This window comes from Pseudacidovorax sp. 1753, assembly GCF_040544975.1.
Lineage (GTDB): Bacteria > Pseudomonadota > Gammaproteobacteria > Burkholderiales > Burkholderiaceae_C > Xenophilus.
Map to the genome: position 1 here is coordinate 193,739 of NZ_JBEPKY010000011.1, position 20,005 is coordinate 213,743.

General features: G+C 72.0%; 13 protein-coding genes and 1 tRNA gene. 4 read left to right on the top strand and 10 right to left on the bottom strand.

Annotation, left to right across the window (positions count from 1 at the left end; translation table 11 throughout):
* Positions 1 to 98: 98 nt before the first annotated feature.
* Genes ABIC63_RS15690 through ABIC63_RS15720 form a run of 7 tightly spaced genes read right to left on the bottom strand, consistent with a single transcriptional unit; the run spans position 99 to position 10,822 of the window.
* Entirely contained in the window at positions 99 to 1,688 is a 1,590-nt protein-coding gene (locus ABIC63_RS15690) for an Lcl C-terminal domain-containing protein (protein ID WP_354320432.1), read from the bottom strand.
* Positions 1,672 to 3,627, bottom strand: coding sequence for a preprotein translocase subunit SecA (locus tag ABIC63_RS15695; protein ID WP_354320433.1), 1,956 nt, complete (start codon positions 3,625 to 3,627; stop codon positions 1,672 to 1,674). Before ABIC63_RS15695 ends, ABIC63_RS15690 begins: the two co-directional genes overlap by 17 nt.
* Entirely contained in the window at positions 3,624 to 5,771 is a 2,148-nt protein-coding gene (locus tag ABIC63_RS15700) for a biotin/lipoyl-binding protein (protein WP_354320434.1), read from the bottom strand. Before ABIC63_RS15700 ends, ABIC63_RS15695 begins: the two co-directional genes overlap by 4 nt.
* Before the next feature lie 15 nt (positions 5,772 to 5,786).
* Positions 5,787 to 7,667 (bottom strand): efflux RND transporter periplasmic adaptor subunit, encoded by a 1,881-nt coding sequence (locus ABIC63_RS15705; protein ID WP_354320435.1) that lies wholly within the window; start codon positions 7,665 to 7,667, stop codon positions 5,787 to 5,789.
* Positions 7,667 to 8,533, bottom strand: a complete 867-nt coding sequence (locus ABIC63_RS15710) for an efflux RND transporter periplasmic adaptor subunit (RefSeq protein ID WP_294368002.1) — start codon at positions 8,531 to 8,533, stop codon at positions 7,667 to 7,669. Before ABIC63_RS15710 ends, ABIC63_RS15705 begins: the two co-directional genes overlap by 1 nt.
* The gene (locus tag ABIC63_RS15715) at positions 8,530 to 10,065 is read right to left on the bottom strand and encodes a TolC family protein (RefSeq protein ID WP_354320436.1); all 1,536 of its coding nucleotides are present in this window, start codon (positions 10,063 to 10,065) and stop codon (positions 8,530 to 8,532) included. The genes ABIC63_RS15710 and ABIC63_RS15715 overlap by 4 nt, the downstream gene beginning before the upstream one ends.
* Before the next feature lie 43 nt (positions 10,066 to 10,108).
* Positions 10,109 to 10,822, bottom strand: a complete 714-nt coding sequence (locus ABIC63_RS15720) for a SapC family protein (RefSeq protein WP_114801439.1) — start codon at positions 10,820 to 10,822, stop codon at positions 10,109 to 10,111.
* Positions 10,823 to 11,167: 345 nt separating this feature from the next.
* Between ABIC63_RS15720 and ABIC63_RS15725 the strand changes: the two genes are divergently transcribed.
* Positions 11,168 to 11,809: a hypothetical protein gene (locus ABIC63_RS15725; protein WP_294367994.1), complete on the top strand. Its 642-nt coding sequence runs from the start codon at positions 11,168 to 11,170 to the stop codon at positions 11,807 to 11,809.
* A 49-nt stretch (positions 11,810 to 11,858) separates the two neighbouring features.
* On the opposite strand, the gene ABIC63_RS15730 is transcribed toward ABIC63_RS15725, so the two are convergent.
* The 3 genes from ABIC63_RS15730 to ABIC63_RS29930 all read right to left on the bottom strand — a co-directional run bounded on the left by ABIC63_RS15730 (position 11,859) and on the right by ABIC63_RS29930 (position 13,994).
* Positions 11,859 to 12,752, bottom strand: a complete 894-nt coding sequence (locus ABIC63_RS15730) for a LysR family transcriptional regulator (protein ID WP_294367990.1) — start codon at positions 12,750 to 12,752, stop codon at positions 11,859 to 11,861.
* A gap of 242 nt (positions 12,753 to 12,994) precedes the next feature.
* Positions 12,995 to 13,069: transfer RNA gene (locus tag ABIC63_RS15735), tRNA-Arg, on the bottom strand.
* The gene (locus ABIC63_RS29930) at positions 13,026 to 13,994 is read right to left on the bottom strand and encodes a TetR family transcriptional regulator (RefSeq protein WP_476347109.1); all 969 of its coding nucleotides are present in this window, start codon (positions 13,992 to 13,994) and stop codon (positions 13,026 to 13,028) included. Before ABIC63_RS29930 ends, ABIC63_RS15735 begins: the two co-directional genes overlap by 44 nt.
* Here ABIC63_RS29930 and ABIC63_RS15745 point away from each other — a divergent pair.
* Genes ABIC63_RS15745 through ABIC63_RS15755 form a run of 3 tightly spaced genes read left to right on the top strand, consistent with a single transcriptional unit; the run spans position 13,985 to position 19,957 of the window.
* A complete protein-coding gene (locus ABIC63_RS15745; protein WP_354320437.1) occupies positions 13,985 to 15,262 on the top strand; it encodes an efflux RND transporter periplasmic adaptor subunit in 1,278 nt (425 codons plus the stop codon). The genes ABIC63_RS29930 and ABIC63_RS15745 overlap by 10 nt on opposite strands.
* A gap of 50 nt (positions 15,263 to 15,312) precedes the next feature.
* The gene (locus ABIC63_RS15750) at positions 15,313 to 18,486 is read left to right on the top strand and encodes an efflux RND transporter permease subunit (protein ID WP_294367987.1); all 3,174 of its coding nucleotides are present in this window, start codon (positions 15,313 to 15,315) and stop codon (positions 18,484 to 18,486) included.
* Positions 18,479 to 19,957: an efflux transporter outer membrane subunit gene (locus ABIC63_RS15755; RefSeq protein WP_354320438.1), complete on the top strand. Its 1,479-nt coding sequence runs from the start codon at positions 18,479 to 18,481 to the stop codon at positions 19,955 to 19,957. The genes ABIC63_RS15750 and ABIC63_RS15755 overlap by 8 nt, the downstream gene beginning before the upstream one ends.
* Positions 19,958 to 20,005: the final 48 nt, after the last annotated feature.

Below are 20,005 nucleotides of genomic sequence, written 5' to 3' on the forward strand. Positions count from 1 at the left end.
CGGCATGCCCTGTGGTTGCGTCATCGGCCCGCCTGCAAGCGCGAAGCGCCCCCGTGCGCGATCGGCACGGGGGCGCGGCGCCAGCCGGCAGCCGGTTGTCATTGGCCCGCCCGCACCAGCCTCAGCCGGCGGTTGCCCGCCATGTCCGCGATGGCCACGTCGCCATCGACGAAGTCCACGTACCAGGCGCTGCCCGCACTGGGCACCGCCGGCGAGCTGCTCCAGTAGCTGGCGCCTGCGCTGTTGGGGAAGTACGCGCGGTTGAAGGCGGGCGCCCGGCAGTTGCGCTCCACCAGCGAGGCCAGCTCATTGCGGTTGGGCAGGCGCCAGTCGCTGTAGCCCAGCCAGCCCGCGGCATTGGCGGCCGCCACCTGCGCCAGCGCGCCGCTCCAGCTGAAGCTGGCGGCGCTGCCCGACTCGCAGCTGCCGCCGCTCTGGCCCTGCGGGCACTGCGCCCACATGAGCTGGGTGCGCCGGTCGGTGACTGTGCCGTCGCCGGGTGTGCTGTAGCGGTCGGACGCCGACTTGGCCGAGTCGGCGGTGCACGGCGCCGCCGACGACAGGGCCGGCGCGCTGCCGCCGCTGACCAGCCGCAGCGACACGGCATTGCCGGGCGAATCGGCCTTGTTGCGCGGGCCCACGATGCCCAGCGAGAAGTCCACCACCCAGGCGGTCTGCGCGTCGTCGGGATAGGTGGTGTTGCTCCAGAACACCGAGCGCGCCTGGTTGCCCAGGCCGGCCAGGTCGGAGAACCACTCGGTGGTGGCGGCGACGCCGCTGCTGCGGCCGGCGTTGACCAGGCTGTCCAGCTCGCCGACCTCGGGCAGGCGCCAGTCGCTGGCGCCGCACAGGCGGGCGGTATTGGCGGCGTCGATCTGCGCCTGCACGTCGGCGAAGGCGGTGGCGGCCGGCTGGCTCACGCCCTGCTGCACCTGCCACATCAGGCCGGTGACCGCATCGCGCACGCAGGCCCAGCCGCTGGCCCCGGAGGCCATGGCTTGGCCGCTGGCCGAGACCTTGGCATAGCTGAAGCCGGCCGGGCCGTCGCTGCCGCCGCCGGTCAGGGCCCGGCTGTCGCGGCCGTATTCGGCATCCTGGCCCGCGAGGCCGCTGGCCGGGCAGGCCACCGCCGCGCCCGCCGCCGTGTAGCACTGGGCGATGCCGGTGTCGTTGAGGCCGCCCGCATCGTCGTTGAGGATGGTGCCGTAGGCCACCGGCGAATTGGAGGCGCCGCCGATGCTCACGCGGAAGCGCTTGTTGGCCTGGAAGGTGCCGTCGTCGCACAGCGGGATGGCGAAGGTCACGCTGGAGGCGCCGGCCGGCACCCGCAGCGAGGTGCCGTTGGCGGCCACGTAGTCGCCGCCGGCGGGGCAGTTGGCCCCGCCGCGGGCATAGCCCGCCACCGGCTTGGCGGCCAGGTTGGGTGCCAGGTCGGCCGTGGTGAAGGTGATGGTCTTGTCCACGTTAGGGCCGGACTCGACCTTGACCGTGAAGATGATGCCGTTGCCGGACTCCAGCGCGACGCTGTCGGCCATGCTGAGCACCAGCGGCGTCTCGGGCACCGGCAGGAAGAAGCCGCCGCCACCACCGCCGCCGCCGCCTCCGCCGCAGCCGGCAAGGGCCAGCACGAGCAGCGGCCAGGGGCGCGCGCGGCGCAGGGCGCGCATCGGTTCAAGGAAGGGGGGCATGCAGTTCACCTCGCAGGACAGGGGCTTCGCCGCGGGCGGCGAAGGAGAGTTGGAGCACGAGCTGCTGCTCGTGCAGGAAGAGCTGGCGCCGCTGGCGGCGCGCCTGGCGCGCGGCAACGGCGCGCTGCAGGCGCAAGCCGGTGCGCAGCAGCACCAGCGCCAGGGGATCGGCCAGGCGCGCCGGCAGGGCCGACTCCAGCCGCGCGACGGCGGCCGCCAGCGGCGTGCCGGCGGGGGCGGACCACAGCCGAAGGCCGCGGCGCGGCGCCGGCAGCCGCTGGCCACGGGCATGGAAGAGCGCCTCGGTGCGGGCCGAATCCAGCGGCTCGGGCAGCAGCAGCTGCAGCGGCGTGGCGGCCGGCAATACGCGCACATCCAGGCCGGCCAGCAGCGGCTCGGGCACCAGCACGACCTCGCCGGGACGCAGCAGCCCGTCGTCGGGGCCCGGGGCGGCGGCGCCCAGCACGGCGGGGCTGAGGCCATGGGCGCGCAGCGCGGGCACCAGCAGGCGGAAGCTCTCCATGCGGCGCAGACCCACCAGCACGGCGGCGCCCTGCCGCACGGCCTCGGCCACGGCCTCGGCGGCCTGGCGGGCACGCACCTCGTCATCGGTCGCCGCCAGGGCATGCCGCAGGGCGAGCGGCGGGGCCGTGCGCGGCTGGCGCAGCACCACGGCGCCGTAGATGCGCCACAGCTCGGACTCCAGCCCGCGCAGCGACAAGGCGATGCCGCCCAACAGCCGGTAGCCGCCGAAGAGCTCCTGGTGCGACAGCCGGCCGCGGGTGGCGGGCGGATGCGACAGGGGCAGGCCCTCGCGCGCCTCCAGCGCCTGCAGCAGACCGGTGTGCAGGCTGCGCTCGGGCACCAGCTGCGCCAGCGGCAGCTCGCCGCCCAGCACGATGCGCGCGCCGCCGGCCGGGCCTGGCTGCACGTCGTAGTGGCGGCCGCGCACCAGCCGGTCGCGCACCACCAGCGCCTGCATCAGCAGCTCGTCGCGCCGGCGCGGCGCGCGCCAGAAGGGCGGCAGCCGCGCCTCCACCTCGGCCAGCAGCGCCTGGCCCGCGGGGGTGAAGCGCAGCAGCCGGCCGCGATCGTGGTAGTGCTCGCCGGCACGGAAGCCCTCGGCCAGCCCCTGCGCACAGGCGATGGCCTCCAGCAGCAGCGGGTTGTGGCCGGGCTCGCTGGCCACATGGGGATGCGCCGCGTCGTCGATGAGCACGCGGTCGGCGTCGTCCACCAGGGCCCAGCAGGGCGTGGCGCGCGGCCACAGCGCGGGATCGCGCAGCCGGTCGGCCAGCAGGCGGCGGGCGGTGACGAGCAGCACCTGTGCGCCGTAGGCCTGCGGGGCCGCCTCGGGCGCGGCCTGCGGCGGCAGCACGGCGCAGGGCACGCCGCAGCGCAGGTACAGCGGCCCGAAGGCGGCGGCATGGCGCGCGGCCAGCAGTTCGTTGCCGCTCACCACGTGGCAGCGGCGGCCGGCCCAGGCGCCCAGCACGGCGGCCAGCGCGATGGCGAGGCTCTTGCCGCTGCAGGGGCCGGCCTCGACCAGCCGGCCCTGCGCCATGGCCAGGGCGGCCTGCAGCTGGGCCGGCGCGGGCCGCTGGCCCAGGCTGCGCGAGGCCAGTTCGGCCGCCGCCGCGGCAGCCGCGCCCCACGCGGGCACGGTGGCGCTCGTGGCGGCCTCGCCGGCGCGCAGGACGGCGGCGCGCAGGGCGTGGCGGGCCTGGCGCGCGCATGCCGCCAGCGCCTCGTCGTCCAGCCGCTGCAACGGCGGCTCGGCGGCGCGGGCCGCCTGCAGCAGGGCGGCCAGCATCGCCTGCCGGCGCCAGGCCTGCAGGCGCCACCAGCCCGGCAGCGTGCTGCGTCCGGCCCAGGGCGAGCGCAGCGCGGGCGCGGCCGGCGTGCTGTCGTGGGAGGCATCGGCGCCGGGCAGGATCACAGCGCGTACCTCTTCTGCAGCAGTTGCAGGAAGCCCTTGTGGAAGCGATCCCACAGCGGCTGCGCGGGCAGGGCCACCCGCAGCACGCCGGACATGCCGGCATAGGTGGTGGCCGGCGCGCCGGCGGGCAGCGGTGCACGCAGCTCGAAGAAGGATTCGGCCGCCAGCGTGCCGGTGCTGTCGTCCGGCCGCACGGCCACCTCGCCGCCGCCGGGCAGGCCCAGGGCCGGCGAGGCCAGGCGCTCGCGCTGGTAGGGGATCACCTCCAGCCGCTGCACGGCGATGCCCCGCCCCGCCTGGCCGGCCAGCCGCAGCTCGCCGGCCACCGGCGGCGCGCCGAACAGGTCGGCCGCGTCGCCCTGCGCCAGCACGGCGCTGAAGCGGTAGTGGCCGGCATCGACCACCTCGCCCAGCAACTGGCCGCGCTCGATCCAGGCCTGGCGGCGCTCGTGCAGCTGGGGCGCCACCCATTCGCCGTCCTGCGGGGCGCGCACGGTGAGGCGCTCGCGCAGGGCGCGCAGTTCGTCCAGCTGCTGACGGGTGGCGTCGATGCGCACCTGCAGCGGCGCGGCGTCGGCGGGCGTGCGCTGCAGGGACTGCAGTTGCAGGGTGCGCAGCTCATCCAGCTGCAGGGCGGCCAGGTCGATGTTGAGGTCGAGGTCGGGATTGCGCAGCTCGGCCAGCACCTCGCCGCGGCGCACGCTCTGGCCGTGGCGCACGCGAAGCTCGGTGAGCACGCCGGGCGATTCGACGAAGAGCAGCGCGCGGCGCTGCGCCTCCAGCACGCCGGGCACGCGCACCGCATGGGGCAGCGGCACCCAGGCGGCCAGCACGTAGGCCACCAGCACCAGGCCCGCCACGGTGCCCACGGCGCGCGTGCGGCGCCCGGCCACGGCCGGGCCGGCCAGGTAGGCGGCGAACTTGCGCCCCGGCAGCACCAGCAGCGTGACGACGGTGGTGGCCAGCAGCGCCAGGCCGACGCCGAACCACTTGTCCAGCGTGGTCAGCAGGATGGTCGCGCTCAGCAGCAGGCGGTAGGCGAAGCTGGCCCAGCCGTAGGCGGTGAACCACAGGCGCTCGGTCGCATCGGTGGCGGGGCCGGCAGCGGCGCGGTTGCCCAGCAGCACGCGGTCGCACCAGGCCAGCACCTGCTGCTGGCCCTTCTGGTAGAGGTTGGGCATCTCCACCAGGTCGGTGAGCACGTAGTAGGCGTCGAAGCGCAGCAGCGGGTTGCCGTTGAACAGCAGCGCCGAGACCGAGCCGATGAACATGATGTTGAAGGCCAGCCCGTTGAGCGGCCCCTCGGCCGTGTGGGCCCACAGCAGCGTGGCCAGGGCGGCGAAGAACAGCTCGGTGGCCACGCCCGCCAGCCCCACGTAGGCGCGCCGCCAGCGGCTGCCGAAGCCCCAGGTGGCGGTGGCGTCCACGTAGGGCAGCGGCGTGAAGATGAGGAACATCACGCCGAAGGTGTGGACCTGCCCGCCGTAGCGCTTGACCACGAAGGCATGCGCCGTCTCGTGCAGCACCTTCAGCAGCGTCATGCCCAGGTAGAGCCAGGGCAGGTTGGACAGCGAGAGCACGCCGTCGGCATGGCGGCCCAGGCGCTCGGAATGCTCCACCGCCGTCCACACGCCGGCCAGCACGGCCAGCAGCCACACCACGCCCGCGGCGCGGCCGGTGCAGGCCATGACGAGCGGACGCAGGCGGTCGAGCAGCCGGTTGGGGTTGAACACCGGCACCCGCACGTACAGGAAGGACAGCAGCTTGCCCTGCAGCTCGCGGTCCTTCTGGCGGCGGCTGCGCTCGTCGATGGCATGGCTGTCGGGCGAGCCGGCCGTCACGAGCATGTTGGACACGTGCAGCTGCGACAGCAGGCGCACCACCTCGTCCTGCCCCGGCGCGGCGGCGCCGTGCACGCGCACGTACTCGCGCCAGACCTCGTCGACGGTGCGGCCGGTGTCGAGCGCGCGGGCGAAGTCGTAGGCCTGCGGCGTGACGCGGAAGAAGCGGTGGGCGTAGACGTCCTCCAGCACGAACCACAGCTGGCCGCGGTAGCGCTGGGCCCGCGCCTGCACGGCCGGCTGCAGCGCCACGCGCTGGCCGGCCACGCGGTACCAGGTGTCACTGAAGGCGGCGCCGGGCATGTCGTGTGCGCTCCGCTACCACCACAGCCACAGGCGCAGCTTGTCCACCAGCCGGTGGGTCAGGATCCACGCCACGTTGCGTTCGCCCGCGTCGATGCGCACGGCGCCACTCATGCCCGGCCGCCACCAGTCGGCGGCGGGCTGCTGCATCTCGGCGCGCAGCAGGAACTGGTTGCCGTCCTGGCCCTTGGTCTGGGCCACGGGGATCACCGCCGTCACCCGCAGCGGGATGCGGCGGTCGGGGTCGCTGACCAGCACCAGCTCGCCGCTGGCCTGCGCGGGCACCAGGGGCATGTCGCCCTCGGGCACGGTGGCCACCACGTACAGGCCTTCGACGCGGGCGATGCGAAAGAGCTTGTCGCCCTTCTTGACCGGGGCGCCGAGCAGGTCCTTGCGCTCGCCCTCGACGATCACGCCGTCGAAGGGCGCACGCACTTCGGCCTGGGACAGCGCCTCGCGCACGCGGGCCAGGCGCGCCTGGGCCTGGCGCTGGCGGGCGCTGGCCACTTCCATCTCGGCCCAGGCGGCGGCGGCGCGGGCCTTGTCGGCCTCGGCGCCGAAGCGGCGCATCTCGGCATCGGCATCGTTCTCCTGCTGGCGCAGCTCGCGCGTGTCGAGCGTGGCCAGCAGCTGGCCGCCCTGCACACGCTCGCCGGCACTGGCCTCGGCGCTGTCGACGCGGCCGTCGTAGCCGGCCGCCAGCAACCGCGTGCTGTCGGTGGCGAGCTGGCCGGTGCCGTGCACGCGGTAATCCCAGGTGCCGAAGGCGGCATACAGCACGAACAGACCGGCCGCGACGGCCACGGCCTTGGGCCACACATGGCGCGGCCCCAGCCAGGACGCCAGGCGCAAGCGCAGGGCGTCGCGCGCACGCAGGCCCCACCAGCGCTCGCGCTGGCGCAGCTCGGCCAGGCGCGGCAGCACCAGCGCGGCCATGCCACGCACCCGGGCCAGGCCGGGCTCGTCCACGCCGCGGCCTTCGGGCAGCGCAAAGAGCAGCACGGCCTCGGGCGGGCCGTCCTCGGGGCCGATGGCCATGGCGCACGCCGCGGGCAGGCCCAGGGCCTCGCCCAGGCGCTGCAGCACGGGCGCCTGGTCGGCCTGCAGCACGCCCTCGTGCGCCAGGCTCTCGTCCATGGCGGCCTCGACCAGGGCGACCAGGTCGGTGCCGGCCTCGAAGCGATCCAGGTGGCTGATGGCGGCCAGCTGCGCACGGCCCTCGTCGACCCAGCCCAGGGCCACGTGCGAGGCGCCGCAGAGGGCGGCCAGGCCGTTGACCAGGGCCAGCCGGGCGGCACTGCCGTGGGCCTCGCGCTGCACCTCGGTGGCCAGCGCCAGCAGCGCGGGCAGCGTGGGCGAGGCGGCCGGGACGCCCTCACCCACCGGCGCGCCGGCCGGGGCGCCGACGCCCGGCATGTCGGCCACGAGCTGGGCGCGCAGGGCCAGTTCGTTGAGGCTGGCGCGCTCGCGCTGGGGAATCTCGATGAGGGCCAGCACCGGCCGCTCGCCGGCCTGCCGCACGGCCAGGTGGAACAACGCGACGCCCTCGTGCGTGACGGGCATCAGCGCAAAGCCCTTGTCGGCCGCACGCGGCGCCAGGGCCTGCAGGCTGGCGAGCGTGGCGGCATCGAGCGCACCCGCCACGGGCAGGGCCGCCTCGGCGGCGGCGCCCAGCCACTGCCAGCCGCTGCCGTCGGCCAGCACGGGATCGGCGGTGGCATCGACGCGGCCGGCGATCCACACGCGGCGGGCGCGGCACAGGTGACGCAGGCCCGCGGCGTACTCGTCCCAGAAGCCGGGCTCGCCACTGGAGCGGCGGCGCAGCGCCTGCAGGGCCTGCACCAGCCCCAGCGCGTCCGGCGCGCCGAGCGTGTGGGGATGGTCGGCCGCGCCCATCAGCGGCTCCCTTCCTGAAGGTCCACGATGCCCTTGATGCCCGCGGGCACCGCGCCCTTCGGGTTGGCGAAGCCCAGCCGCACCTCGACCAGGCCGCTCGCGGCGTCGATGACGGGCGCGATGTAGCTGACACGGGCGCGCACCGGTGCCACGCCCGTGGCCGGGTCGAAGCGCACCGGCAGCTCGGCGCCGGCCTTGAGCGGCAGCGCGGCGGCCGGCGGCAGGTTGAGCTTGAGGTAGCAGTTGTCGGCGTCCACCAGCTGGATCAGCGCGTCGCCGGGCTTGGCCCATTCGCCCACGTCGGTGTCCACGCGCGTGACCACGCCGGCCACGGGGGCGCTCAGGCGGCGCAACTCGCGCTCCTGCTCGGCCGCAGCCAGCTCGACACGCTCGCGCACCTTCTGCGCCTGCAACTGGGCGACGCGGCCGCGCGCGGTGACCAGGTCCAGCTCCAGCCGCGCGACCTCGTCGCGGCTGACCGCGCCGCGGGCGTTGAGCAGCTTGCGCGTGTCCTCGTACAGCGGCGCGAGGGTGCGCACGCGCTCCTCGGTGGCACGCAGCTCGGAGAGGTCGTCCAGCATCACCCGGCGCCGCTGAACCTCGGTGGCCTGGATGCGCTCGTCGATGTAGAGCAGCGGCGTGCGTGCCTCCACCCGCTGGCCCACGGCCACGGGCACGCGGGCCACGACGCCGGGCACGCTCACGCTCAGCAGCAGGTCGTGCCGCGCATGGACCAGGCCGGTGAATTCGCGCGCATGCAGCGCGGCGCTGGCGGCCAGCAGCAGCAGGCCGAAGGCCGCGGCGCGCACATCGAGGGCGGCGGCGTGCCGACCCCGCAGGCGATCGGTGCCGGGGCGTCGTTTCATTGCCATGTGACGTCCACGCCGTAGGCGGTGAGCAGCAGCCCTTCGGACTGCTGGAACAGGGTGAGGGCCGTCCACAGCCGGGCCTCGCCCTCGATCAGGCGCAGCTCGCTTTCCAGCGTCTCGGCCTCGCGGCGCAGCACGCGGGCGCGCGGCACCAGCTGGTCGCGCAGGCCCGACTCGTCGGCGCGCAGCAGGCGGCCGCGGCTGTCGAGGTCGGCGCGCAGCTGCTCGACGTCGCGCCGGGCCAGCTGCAGCGCCTCGGACCGGCTGCGCCAGTCGTTGGCGAAGCCGATGCGGGCGTTGCGTGCCTCCAGCTCGGCCTGCTCCAGCTTGAGCTGCTGGCCCTGGTACTGGGCCTCGGGGCGCGTGGTACCGCCCAGCGGCTGCTCGTAGTACAGGCCCACGTACCAGTCGGGGTAGCGGTTGTGGGGCACGGGGTTCATGGCCGAATGGGGATTGCGGCCCAGGCCGTGCGAGCCCCAGTTGGCCTGCAGGTCCAGCTGTGGTTGGGCCTGGTTGCGCGCGAAATCCAGCCGGTGCTGGTTCTGGCGCACGCGCAGGCTGGCGATCTGGAAGGGCGGCCACTGGTCGAGGCGGCGCTCCCAGGCCCCGGCGGCTGCGGCCTCGTCGCCGGGCACCGGCGCCAGCGCCGGCAGGGCCCAGGCGCCGTCCTCGGGCGGCAGGTCCAGCAGCGTGCGGATGCGGGCCTCGGCCTCGACGATGGCCTGGCTGCTGCGTAACAACTCGCTCTCGCGCATCGACAGCAGGGCGCGGGCCTCGTCCTCGACGGTGACGGCCACACGGCCGGCGGCCGCGCGCTCGCGCGCATCGGCCAGGGCCTCGCGGGCGTTGTCCAGCAGGCGCTGGCGCAGCGGGTGCGAGCGATACGCACGCTGCAGTTGCCAGTAGGCGGACAGGGCCTCGCTGCCCATCTTGAGCAGCTGCTGGCGGAAGGTCCAGTAGCCCACCTCGCGCTCGAGTTCGGCCACGCGCAGGTCGGCCTCGACGGCATCGGTGCCGCGGCCCTTGAGCAGCGGCTGGCGCACGGTGACCACCAGTTGCGCCGTGGCCTCGCGGTCGCTGCCATCGTTGTAGAGGGCCTCGATGAGGTTGTTGCGGCGCAGGGAGCGCTGCAGGCTGGTGCTGATCTCCGCGCCGGTGGAGGCGCGCATGCGCAGCCCGGCCTCGGCGGTGTTCACCATCTCGTCCAGCACCGAGGTGCGGGCGGCCAGGGACGAGAGCTGCTCCTCGGCCGTGCGCTGGCGGCGCCGGCTTTCGTGGCGCACCGAGCCGAAGGCCGTCGGCTGATAGAGCGAGGCCTCGGCCGCCAGGCCGCGGTCGGCGATGCGGGCCTGCAGGCGTGCATAGGCGATCTCGGCATTGCGGTCCACCACCAGCTGGATGAAGCGGCGGGGCGTGAGCGTGCGTGCATCGGCCGCCGAAGCGGCGGCCGACTGCGCCGCCGCGCCCGGCAGCGCGAGCGCGCAGGCGCCCGCGGCCAGCATCACGACCCAGCCTGCGCGCGGCTTCATGCCGCGCCTTGTCGACGCCCGCCTGCGCACGGCCCGCGTCTTCTTACTTGCCGGCGCGCTTGTCGGCCAGCGTGACCAGCCGCTCGATCTGGGCCAGCGAGATCAGCTGCGCATAGATCGCAGGCAGGTAGCGCTTGGCACGGATTTCCAGGAAGCGCTCGTCCGAGAGGTTGTTCAGGCGCTCTTCGTTGATCACGTAGCAGCCGGCGATGTTCTTGATGCCGGCCGACTCGCGCACGCGCATGTTCAGTGGCGTGAGCATGTTGTGCGCGGCCAGGAACTTGGCGAACTCGCGGGTCAGCGCGTCCATCTGCTGCAGCTCGGACAGGTAGCGCTTGACGTTCTCGATGACCTGCGTGGGCTCGCCCTTGTCGTCGAACAGCGGGCTGCCTTCGGTGCTGCTCACCAGTTCGCTGCCCTCGTCGATGCAGATGGTGAACTGGCCTTCCTTGTCGGACGAGGCCAGCGCGAAGGGATAGCGGCGGATGATCGCCGGCACATAGGAGGCGTCCCATTTGCCGTCGGCACCAACGAAGAGGTTGGTGCCCGCATCGAGGCCCAGCAGGGCCACGGGCCGGAACTCGTCCTTCTCCTTGTCTTCGAGGAAGACGATGGGATAGATCGCCGCGGCACGGGCGAACTCGTGCATGGTGACGTAGGCGATGTGGAACTTGGAGGCGAAGGAAAAGCCCGTGATTTCCTTGATGCGCGTTTGCGCATGGCGCTCTTTGTTGACGGGCACGACCTTTTCAAACAACTGACGTTCTCCTTGGACAGATTCAAGCCGGATTGCCATCGGCTTGGCGGCCAGGAGCCCAAGGCACGGCACGCCGGCGCCGGGCATTGCTTGCATGCATGCCCTGCGTCGGCCACCCACCTCCTCAGCCCTTCCAGATCCCCGCTCTCCTGATGGCGGCACGAGTATTGGGCGGCGCCTCTTTCACCGCGATGGTGCATCGCGCATCAGGTGTTAACTGGCTGACATATCTCTGACTGGGCGCCGCGGCGCCTTCGACGGGCGCGGTGGGCAGATGTCAGCGACTTGTCATTTCGAAGCCGTTTCCGCTCGGCAGCGACCTGGGGGCTTCCTACATTGACAGCCATGCTGGAAGCCCTGCCATTGCTGCGAACAGGCACCGACGAGCGCGTCGCGGGGCGGCGCTGCCTGTTCCCGCCGGTGCCGGCGCGGTATGGGAGCGCCACTGCGCGGGCGGACGGCGCGCGCCCGGGCGGCGAGCTGTCGGGCTCGCGCGCGGCGCTGGTGACGCTGCCGGACCTGTGGGCCATCCGCGCCGCCTATGGCGAGGACGTGGCGACCGGCGCGAGCCGGGAATTGCTGCGCCGCCTGCGCCAGGCCGTGACGGACCCCCGCCGCGTGGCCGTGCTGGCCGAGGACTGTTTCGTGGCCTGGCCCTGCACGCCGGACGCCCACCAGGAACGCCAACGGCTCGCCGATCTGGTGCGTGCGCTCGGCCGCCCCATGTGGCCCGAGGGCATCGGCTGCGTGGCGGCCGTGGATGCCGAATGGGTGGACCTGGCCGGCAGCGAGGGCGAGGAACTCGACCCATGGGACGCGGGCCATCTGCGCACCATCGCGGCCCTGCGCGCACCGGCACGGCCCACGGTCGATGCAGACTGGCTGCGCCGCTACCGCTGCGGCATGGACGGCGCGGTGCGCGCCGGCTCCCACCCGCGGGCCGCGGCGCAGCGGCCGCCCGTCACGGCCGTCGCGCACGCAGACTGAACCCTGACCTTCGGCATCCTTCGAAACCCGGAGCGCGGTCCCGCCACGCTCACTGGACATCCAGGCCGAAGCGATCCAGGAGGCGCAGCATCGCCGACAGCGCCGCACTCTTGTGGCGTCGCTCGGAATAGGCCGCATAGACCCAGAGGTCCTTGGGCATGTGCTCGTCCAGGGCCTGTACCAGTTCCCCATTCGCCAGGAAGGACGCCACGGCGGGCTTGGGAGCGACCGCGATGCCGACGCCCCGCAACGCCAGTTGGACCACGGCCACCGGGTCGTTGACCTCGATGACGCCAAGCCGATGGGCGACCGGCGCGTCCGGCCGACGCGCCGGCGCCAGGCTCGCCGCCGCCCAGGCGCTGTACTGCAGCACGTTGTGGTGTGTCAGTTCCTCGAGCGTGGCCGGTCTGCCGAAACGCTCCCAATAGGCCGGCGCAGCGCACAGCACCAGGTCGAACTTCATCACGCGGCGCGCGATGAGGTGCTGGTCGGCGATGGTGCCGCTGCCGAAGTGCAGGTCCACGCCCTCGCGGATGAGATCGATCGGTTCGTTGGTGAAGCGCAGGGTGAGCCGCACGTCCGGGTAGCTGCGCACATAGGTGGCGATGATGTCGCTGAAGCCGCCGAACATCAGGCCGTAGGGTGCGCTCAGCGTGAGCCCTCCCTTGGGCAGCGATCCGAATTCGCGCAGTTCGTCCATCATTTCCTCTGCGTAGGAAACGAGGTAGGTGCTGCGCTCGAGCAGACGCTGCCCGGCATCGGTCAGGCTGATCGCGCGGGTGGAGCGGTGCAGCAGCCGCACGCCGAGCCGCCGCTCGAGTTCCGCCACGTACTTGCTGGCCGTTGCCTTGGACAGCTGCAGCGAGACGGCCGCCTTCGAGAAGCTGCCACGGCTGGCAACTTCATGGAAGGTCTTGATCAGGTCGAGGCTGTCGACCGACATGCGGCTTCATCAACGGCCGAAGCCGATGCCTGTGCATCCGGTTGAAATCGGCCCGCCGCACGAACGGGCTCCGGGGCTCGGGAACGCATGAACATCCGCATCGCCGAAGCATAAATGAACTTGTTGGTTCATTTATCTTCGAGAAGCCGCATGTCGGCCCCGGGGCCGGGGCGCGGTCCTTCGCATCGGCGAGAACAAAAGAAAAACCCGGCTACGTCAGAAACGTAGCCGGGCTTTGTGTCTGGTCCCGCCGCCAGGAATCGAACCTGGATCTCAGCCTTCGGAGGGCCGAATTCTATCCGTTGAAATACGGCGAGAAAGTCGCGCCGAGTTCGGCCGCGAACCCGGCATTATGACCGATCTTCTGCGCTTGGCGTGCTCGGCGCGCCCCGCCGGCAGGACGGGCGCCGCCGCATCGGCCGCCTCCCCACCGCGGGGAAGGCCGAGGCCGGCGAGATAGACACCGAAGAGCCGACGGCCCGCGGGCACGAGGTCGAAGGCGGCCGGTTCCAGCAGCCAGTCGTCGATCAGGCCCGACATCAGGGCATGCAGGCCGTGCGCCGCGGTGCGGGCCGGCACCGGCAGCCGCAGCCCGCGCATGCGCGCAGCCAGCCGCAGGGCCTTCTCGAAGTCCATGACGCACGCATCGCGCGCGCCCAGGTGCCGCTGCTGCACCGAGGCCATCTCGTCCGTGTACTCGACCTTGTGCACCGCGATCTGGAAAACGCGGCGCACCTGCGGGTCGTCGGCGATGAGCGCCAGCGCCTGCGTCATGCCCTGCTCGATCAGGTCCAGCGGATCGACCCCGGCCGGCGCCGCCGCCTGGCGCACGCCCTTCTCCATCGGCAGCGTGACCCGCTCCATCATGGCGTTGAAGAGGTCGGCCTTGTCCTTGAAATGCCAGTAGACGGCGCCGCGGGTGGCCCCCGCTTCCTCGGCGATCTGCTGCAATGACGTGCGCGACACGCCCTGGGCCTGGAACAGCCGCTCGGCCGCATCGAGCAGGCGATGGCGAGTGGCCAGGGCTTCTTCCTTCGTGCGCCGTACCACGGCATCTCCTTGGCAAGAAAACGAAATAAACCGAAACGTGAGGGCCGCGACTATACATTCAAGAATGTATGTAAACTTGCTGCCCCGGCAAGCTTCTGGCGCCCCGATCTGCCTGCACGCATGATCGATCCGCGGCGCGTCCGCTTCCTCCGCTTTTTCAATCCCACTCCAAGAGGATTCGCATGCCTGCATCGCATGTTGTTGCAAGTCGTTCGATGTTTCGTCCCGGTTCGCCCCTGACCCTCGCCGCCACCGCGGTCCTTCTGAGCCTGGCCCTGGTGGCCTGCGGCAAGAAGGACGCCGCGGCACCGGCCGGCGGTCCTCCGGGCGGCGGCATGCCGGCCCCCGAGGTCGGGGTGGTGGTCGCCACCCCGGGCGAAGTCGGACTGGTGACCGAACTGCCCGGCCGGCTCGAGGCCACGCGCGTCGCCCAAGTGCGCGCCCGTGCCGCCGGCATCCTGCAGAAGCGCCTGTTCGTGGAGGGCAGCGACGTGAAGGCCGGCCAGCCGCTGTTCAGGATCGACGCCTCGCCCTACGAGGCCACGCTGCGCAGCGCCGAGGCGACGCTCGCGCGCGCCGAGGCCAATGCGGCCCAGGCCAAGGCGCTGGCCGATCGCTACAAGCCCCTGGTCGAGGCCAACGCGGTGAGCAAGCAGGACTATGCCAACGCCATCGCCTCGCAGAAGGCCGCCGAGGCCGACGTGCTGGCCGGCCGCGCCTCCGTGACCACGGCCCGCATCAACCTGGGCTATGCCACCGTCACAGCCCCCATCTCGGGCCGCATCGGCCGCGCGCTGGTGACCGAGGGCGCGCTGGTGGGCCAGGGCGAGGCGACCCAGCTCGCCACCATCCAGCAGATCGATCCGCTCTACGTCAACTTCACGCAGTCGGCGACCGAGGTGATGCGCATGCGCCGCGCGATGGCGCAGGGCAAGCTGCAGCGCGCCAGCGGCCCGGACGCCGCCGACGTGCGCATCGTGCTGGAAGACGGCACCGAGTTCGCCCAGCGCGGCCGCCTGCTCTTCTCCGACCTGACGGTGGATGCGAGCACCGGCCAGATCACCCTGCGCGCCGAGGTGCCCAATCCGAAGGGCGAGCTGCTGCCGGGCATGTACGTGCGCGTGCGCACCGAGCAGGCGCAGGTCGACAAGGCCATCAGCGTGCCCCAGCAGGCCGTCACGCGCACCGACCAGGGCGACACCGTGACCATCGTGGGCCAGGACGGCAAGCTGTCCAAGCGCAACGTGAAGATCACCGCCGGCAGGAACAACCGCTGGATCGTGACCGAGGGCCTCAAGGAAGGCGAGCAGGTGATGGTCGACGGCTTCCAGAAGCTGCAGATGCTGCCGCCCGGCACGCCGGTGAAGGCCGTGCCCTGGCAGCCGCCGACGACCGCCGCCGCAGCCCCGGCCGCTGGCGCATCGGCCCCCGCGGCAGCGGCCGCACCGGCCAAGCAATGACGCCGGCACGCAACCCCGACTGATCACGAAGAAGGAACGCGAGCACTTCTATGGCCAAGTTCTTCATCGATCGCCCCATCTTTGCGTGGGTGATCGCTCTGTTCATCCTGGTGATGGGCGGCGTGGCGATCACGCAGCTGCCGATCGCCCAGTACCCGCCGGTGGCCCCGCCGGCCATCGTCATCAACGCCGCCTATCCCGGCGCCTCGGCCCAGACGCTGGAAGACAGCGTGTTGTCGGTCATCGAGCGCGAGATGAACGGCTCGCCCGGCCTGATCTACATGGAGTCGGTGGCGCAGGCCGACGGCACCGGTTCGATCACCGTGACCTTCGAGCCCGGCACCAATGCCGACCTGGCGCAGGTGGACGTTCAGAACCGGCTGTCGCGCGCGACGCCACGCCTGCCCTCGGCCGTGACGCAGCAGGGCGTGCGCGTGGACAAGTCGCGCAACAACTTCCTGCTGTTCACGATGCTGTCGTCGACCAACCCGGCCGTGGACACCACGCAGCTGGGCGACTACGCCGCGCGCAACATCCAGCCCGAACTGCAGCGCGTGCCCGGCATCGGCCAGGTGCAGCTCTTCGGCAGCGAGACGGCGATGCGCGTGTGGATCGACCCGGCCAAGCTGCAAGGCCTGAACCTGAGCGCGGGCGACGTCAACACCGCCATCCGCAACCAGAACGCCCAGGTCGCCTCCGGCACCATCGGCGACCTGCCCAACGTCACCGGCCAGGCCATCGCGGCCACGGTGGTGGTCAAGGGCCAGCTGTCGTCGGTGGAGCAGTTCGGCAACATCGTGCTGCGCGCCAATGCCGACGGCTCGACCGTGCGGCTCAAGGACGTGGCCCGCATCGAGATCGGCGGCCAGAGCTATGCCACCTCGGCCCGCCTGAACGGCAAGCCGGCCGTGGGCCTGGGCGTGCAGCTGTCGCCATCGGGCAATGCGCTGCAGGCCGCCAAGGCGGTGCGCGCCAAGATGGACGAGCTCAAGCGCTTCTTCCCGCAGGGCGTGAGCTACTCCATTCCCTACGACAGCTCGGCCTTCATCAGCATCTCCATCAGCCAGGTGGTCGAGACCCTGGTCGAGGCCGTGGTGCTGGTGTTCCTGGTGATGTTCCTGTTCCTGCAGAACTGGCGCTACACGCTCATCCCGACGCTGGTGGTGCCGGTGGCACTGCTGGGAACATTCGGCACGCTGCTGGCCCTGGGCTTCTCGATCAACGTGCTGACCATGTTCGGCATGGTGCTGGTGATCGGCATCGTGGTGGACGATGCCATCGTGGTGGTGGAGAACGTCGAGCGCATCATGAGCGAGGAAGGCCTGCCACCCTTGCAGGCCACGCGCAAGGCAATGCAGCAGATCTCCGGCGCCATCATCGGCGTGACGGTGGTGCTGATCTCGGTGTTCGTGCCGCTGGCCTTCTTCGCCGGCTCAACGGGCAACATCTACCGCCAGTTCTCGGCGGTGATGGTGGCCTCGATCGCCTTCTCGGCCTTCATGGCACTGTCGCTCACGCCGGCGCTGTGCGCCACGCTGCTCAAGCCGGTCGAAGCGGGCCACCACCACGAGAAGCGCGGCTTCTTCGGCTGGTTCAACCGCGGCTTCTCGCGCACGGCCAAGGGCTATGAAGGCTTCGTGTCGCGCCTGCTGCGCCGCGCGGCGCGCTACCTGATCATCTACCTGGCCATCATCGGCGGGGTGGTGTTCGTCTACTCGCGCCTGCCCACCTCCTTCCTGCCGCAGGAAGACCAGGGCAACATCCTGGTGAACGTGCAACTGCCGCCAGGCGCCACGCTGGAGCGCACCGAGGCGGTGATGGAGAAGGTCGAGAACTTCATGCTCAAGCAGCCGCAGGTGCAGAGCATCGTGGGCGTGCTGGGCTTCAGCTTCTCGGGCCAGGGCCAGAACGCGGGCATCGCCTTCGTCACGCTCAAGGACTGGAAGGAGCGCGACGGCGAGGCGAACTCGGCCTCCGCGCTGGCCGGCCGGGCCTTCGGTGCGCTGTCGGGTGTGCGCGACGCCTTCATCTACCCGCTCAACCCGCCGCCGATTCCCGAACTGGGCTCGGCCAGCGGCTTCAGCTTCCGGCTGCAGGACCGGTCGGGCCAGGGCCATGACGCGCTGGTCAACGCCCGCAACCAGCTGCTGGGCATGGCCATGAAGAGCCCGGTGTTGACCGCGATGCGCCCCGACGGCCTGGAGGATGCGCCGCAGCTGCAGATCGACATCGACCGCGACAAGGCACAGGCCCTGGGCGTGGGCTTCGATGCCATCAACACCGCGCTGTCGACCGCGCTCGGGTCGAGCTACATCAACGACTTCCCGAACCGCGGCCGCCTGCAGCGCGTGGTGGTGCAGGCCGATGCCCCGGCCCGCATGCAGCCCGAGGACCTGCTGCGGCTGAACGCGTCCAACACGCAAGGCCAGCCGGTGCCCTTCGCCTCCTTCGCGACCACGCGCTGGATCAAGGGCGCGCAGCAGACGGTGCGCTACAACGGCTACCCCGCGATGCGCATCAGCGGCGAGGCCGCGCCCGGCTACAGCTCGGGCGCTGCCATGGCCGAGATGGAGAAGCTGGCCGGCCAGCTGCCCGCGGGCTTCGGCTTCGAATGGACGGGCCAGTCGCGCGAAGAAAAGCTCGCCGGCTCGCAGGCCATCATCCTGTATGGCTTCGCCATCCTGGCGGTGTTCCTGTGCCTGGCGGCGCTGTACGAAAGCTGGTCGATCCCGCTATCGGTGATCCTGGTGGTGCCCCTGGGTGTGCTGGGGGTGCTGCTGGCCACGCTGCTGCGCGGCTACTCGAACGACGTGTACTTCCAGGTGGGCCTGATCACCATCATCGGCCTGTCGGCGAAGAACGCCATCCTGATCATCGAGTTCGCCAAGGACCTGCAGGCGCAGGGCAAGAGTGCCATCGCCGCCGCGCTGGAAGCCGCCCACCTGCGCTTCCGCCCGATCGTGATGACCTCGCTGGCCTTCGGCCTGGGCGTGGTGCCGCTGGTGCTGGCCTCGGGCGCGGGCTCGGCCAGCCAGCGCGCCATCGGCACTGGCGTGCTGGGCGGCATGCTCACGGGCACGGCGCTGGCCGTTTTCTTCGTGCCCATCTTCTTCGTGGTGGTGCGCACGATCTTCAAGGGCAGCAAGCGCCAGCAGGACATGAACAAGCGCCATGCCCAGGAAGCGGGCATTCAGGAAGAATCCGGAGCCGACAACCATGGCTGAGTCCAAGACGATGATGACGCTGCCCTTCGGGCCCCTGGCGCCGCTGGCGCTGGCCGCCGCGCTGCTGATGAGCGGCTGCTCGCTGATCCCCACCTATGAGCGGCCGGCCGCGCCGGTGCCCACCACCTTCCCGGGCGACCCGGCCCAGCCGGGCGGCGCCAAGGCGGCGGTGGACGTGCCCTGGCAGGCCTTCTTCTCCGACCCGCGGCTGGCGGGGCTGATCCAGACGGCCCTCGACAACAACCGCGACCTGCGCGTGGCCGTGCTCAACATCGAGCAGGCTCGCGCCCAGTTCGACGTGCAACGCGCGGCCCTCTTCCCGACCGTGGGGCTGACCACCTCGGGATCGCGCTCCGAGCCGAATTCGGCCCGCGCCTACAGCTCGTCCGCCCCCAAGGTGTCGTCGAGCTATTCGTTGGGCCTGGGCGTGACGGCCTGGGAGATCGATTTCTTCGGCCGCATCCAGAGCCTGAGCGCCGCGGCGCAGGCCCGTGCGCTGGCCACCGAGGAGTCGCGCCGCGCCACCCAGATCAGCCTGGTCGCCCAGGTGGCCAACGGCTGGCTCACGCTGGCCGCCGACGAAGAGTTGCTGGCCATCACCCGCCAGACGCTGGCCACGCGCGAGGAGACGCTCAAGCTGACCAGGCTGCGCTTCGACAACGGCGTGGCGTCCGAGCTGGACTACCAGTCGGCCGTCTCGCTGGCCGAGAGCGCGCGCGCCACCTATGCGCAGCAGATCCGCCTGCGCCGCCAGGACGAGAACGCCCTGGCGCTGCTGCTGGGTGCCCCTGTGCCTGCGAGTGCACTGGAAGGCCTGGCCGGCGACAACGGCGGCCTGGCCAGCGTGCGCGCCATGCCCGACGTGCCGGCCGGCCTGCCCTCGGACCTGTTGACCGAACGGCCGGACATCCGGGCGGCCGAGCAGCAGCTGATCGCGGCCAACGCCAACATCGGCGCGGCGCGGGCCGCCTTCTTCCCGCGCATCGCGCTGACCACCTCCATCGGCACGGTGAGCTCCGACTTCTCGAACCTCTGGAACGGCGACGGCACGCGGGCCTGGAGCTTCGCGCCCAGCCTGACGCTGCCGATCTTCACGGCCGGCGCCAACTCGGCCAACCTCGCTTCGGCGCGCGTCAGCCGCGACATTGCCGTCGCCCAGTACGAGAAGACGATCCAGACGGCCTTCCGCGAGGTGGCCGATGCCCTTGCGGGCCGCGAGACGCTGGGCGAGCAGGCCCGCGCCGCGCGTGCCCAGGCCGACGCCGAGGGCACCCGCCTGCGCCTGTCGGACCTGCGCTACCGCAACGGCGTGGCCAGCGCGCTCGACCTGCTGGATGCGCAGCGCTCGCAGTTCACGGCCCGCCAGACGGCCGTGCAGACCCAGCTGACGCTGCTGCAGAACCAGGTCACGCTCTACAAGACGCTGGGCGGCGGCTGGACCAGCAGCACGCAGCAGGCCGGCGCCCAGTAGGCCGGCTGGCGCATCGCGGACCAAAACGACCGGTTCGGCAGCGGCCTC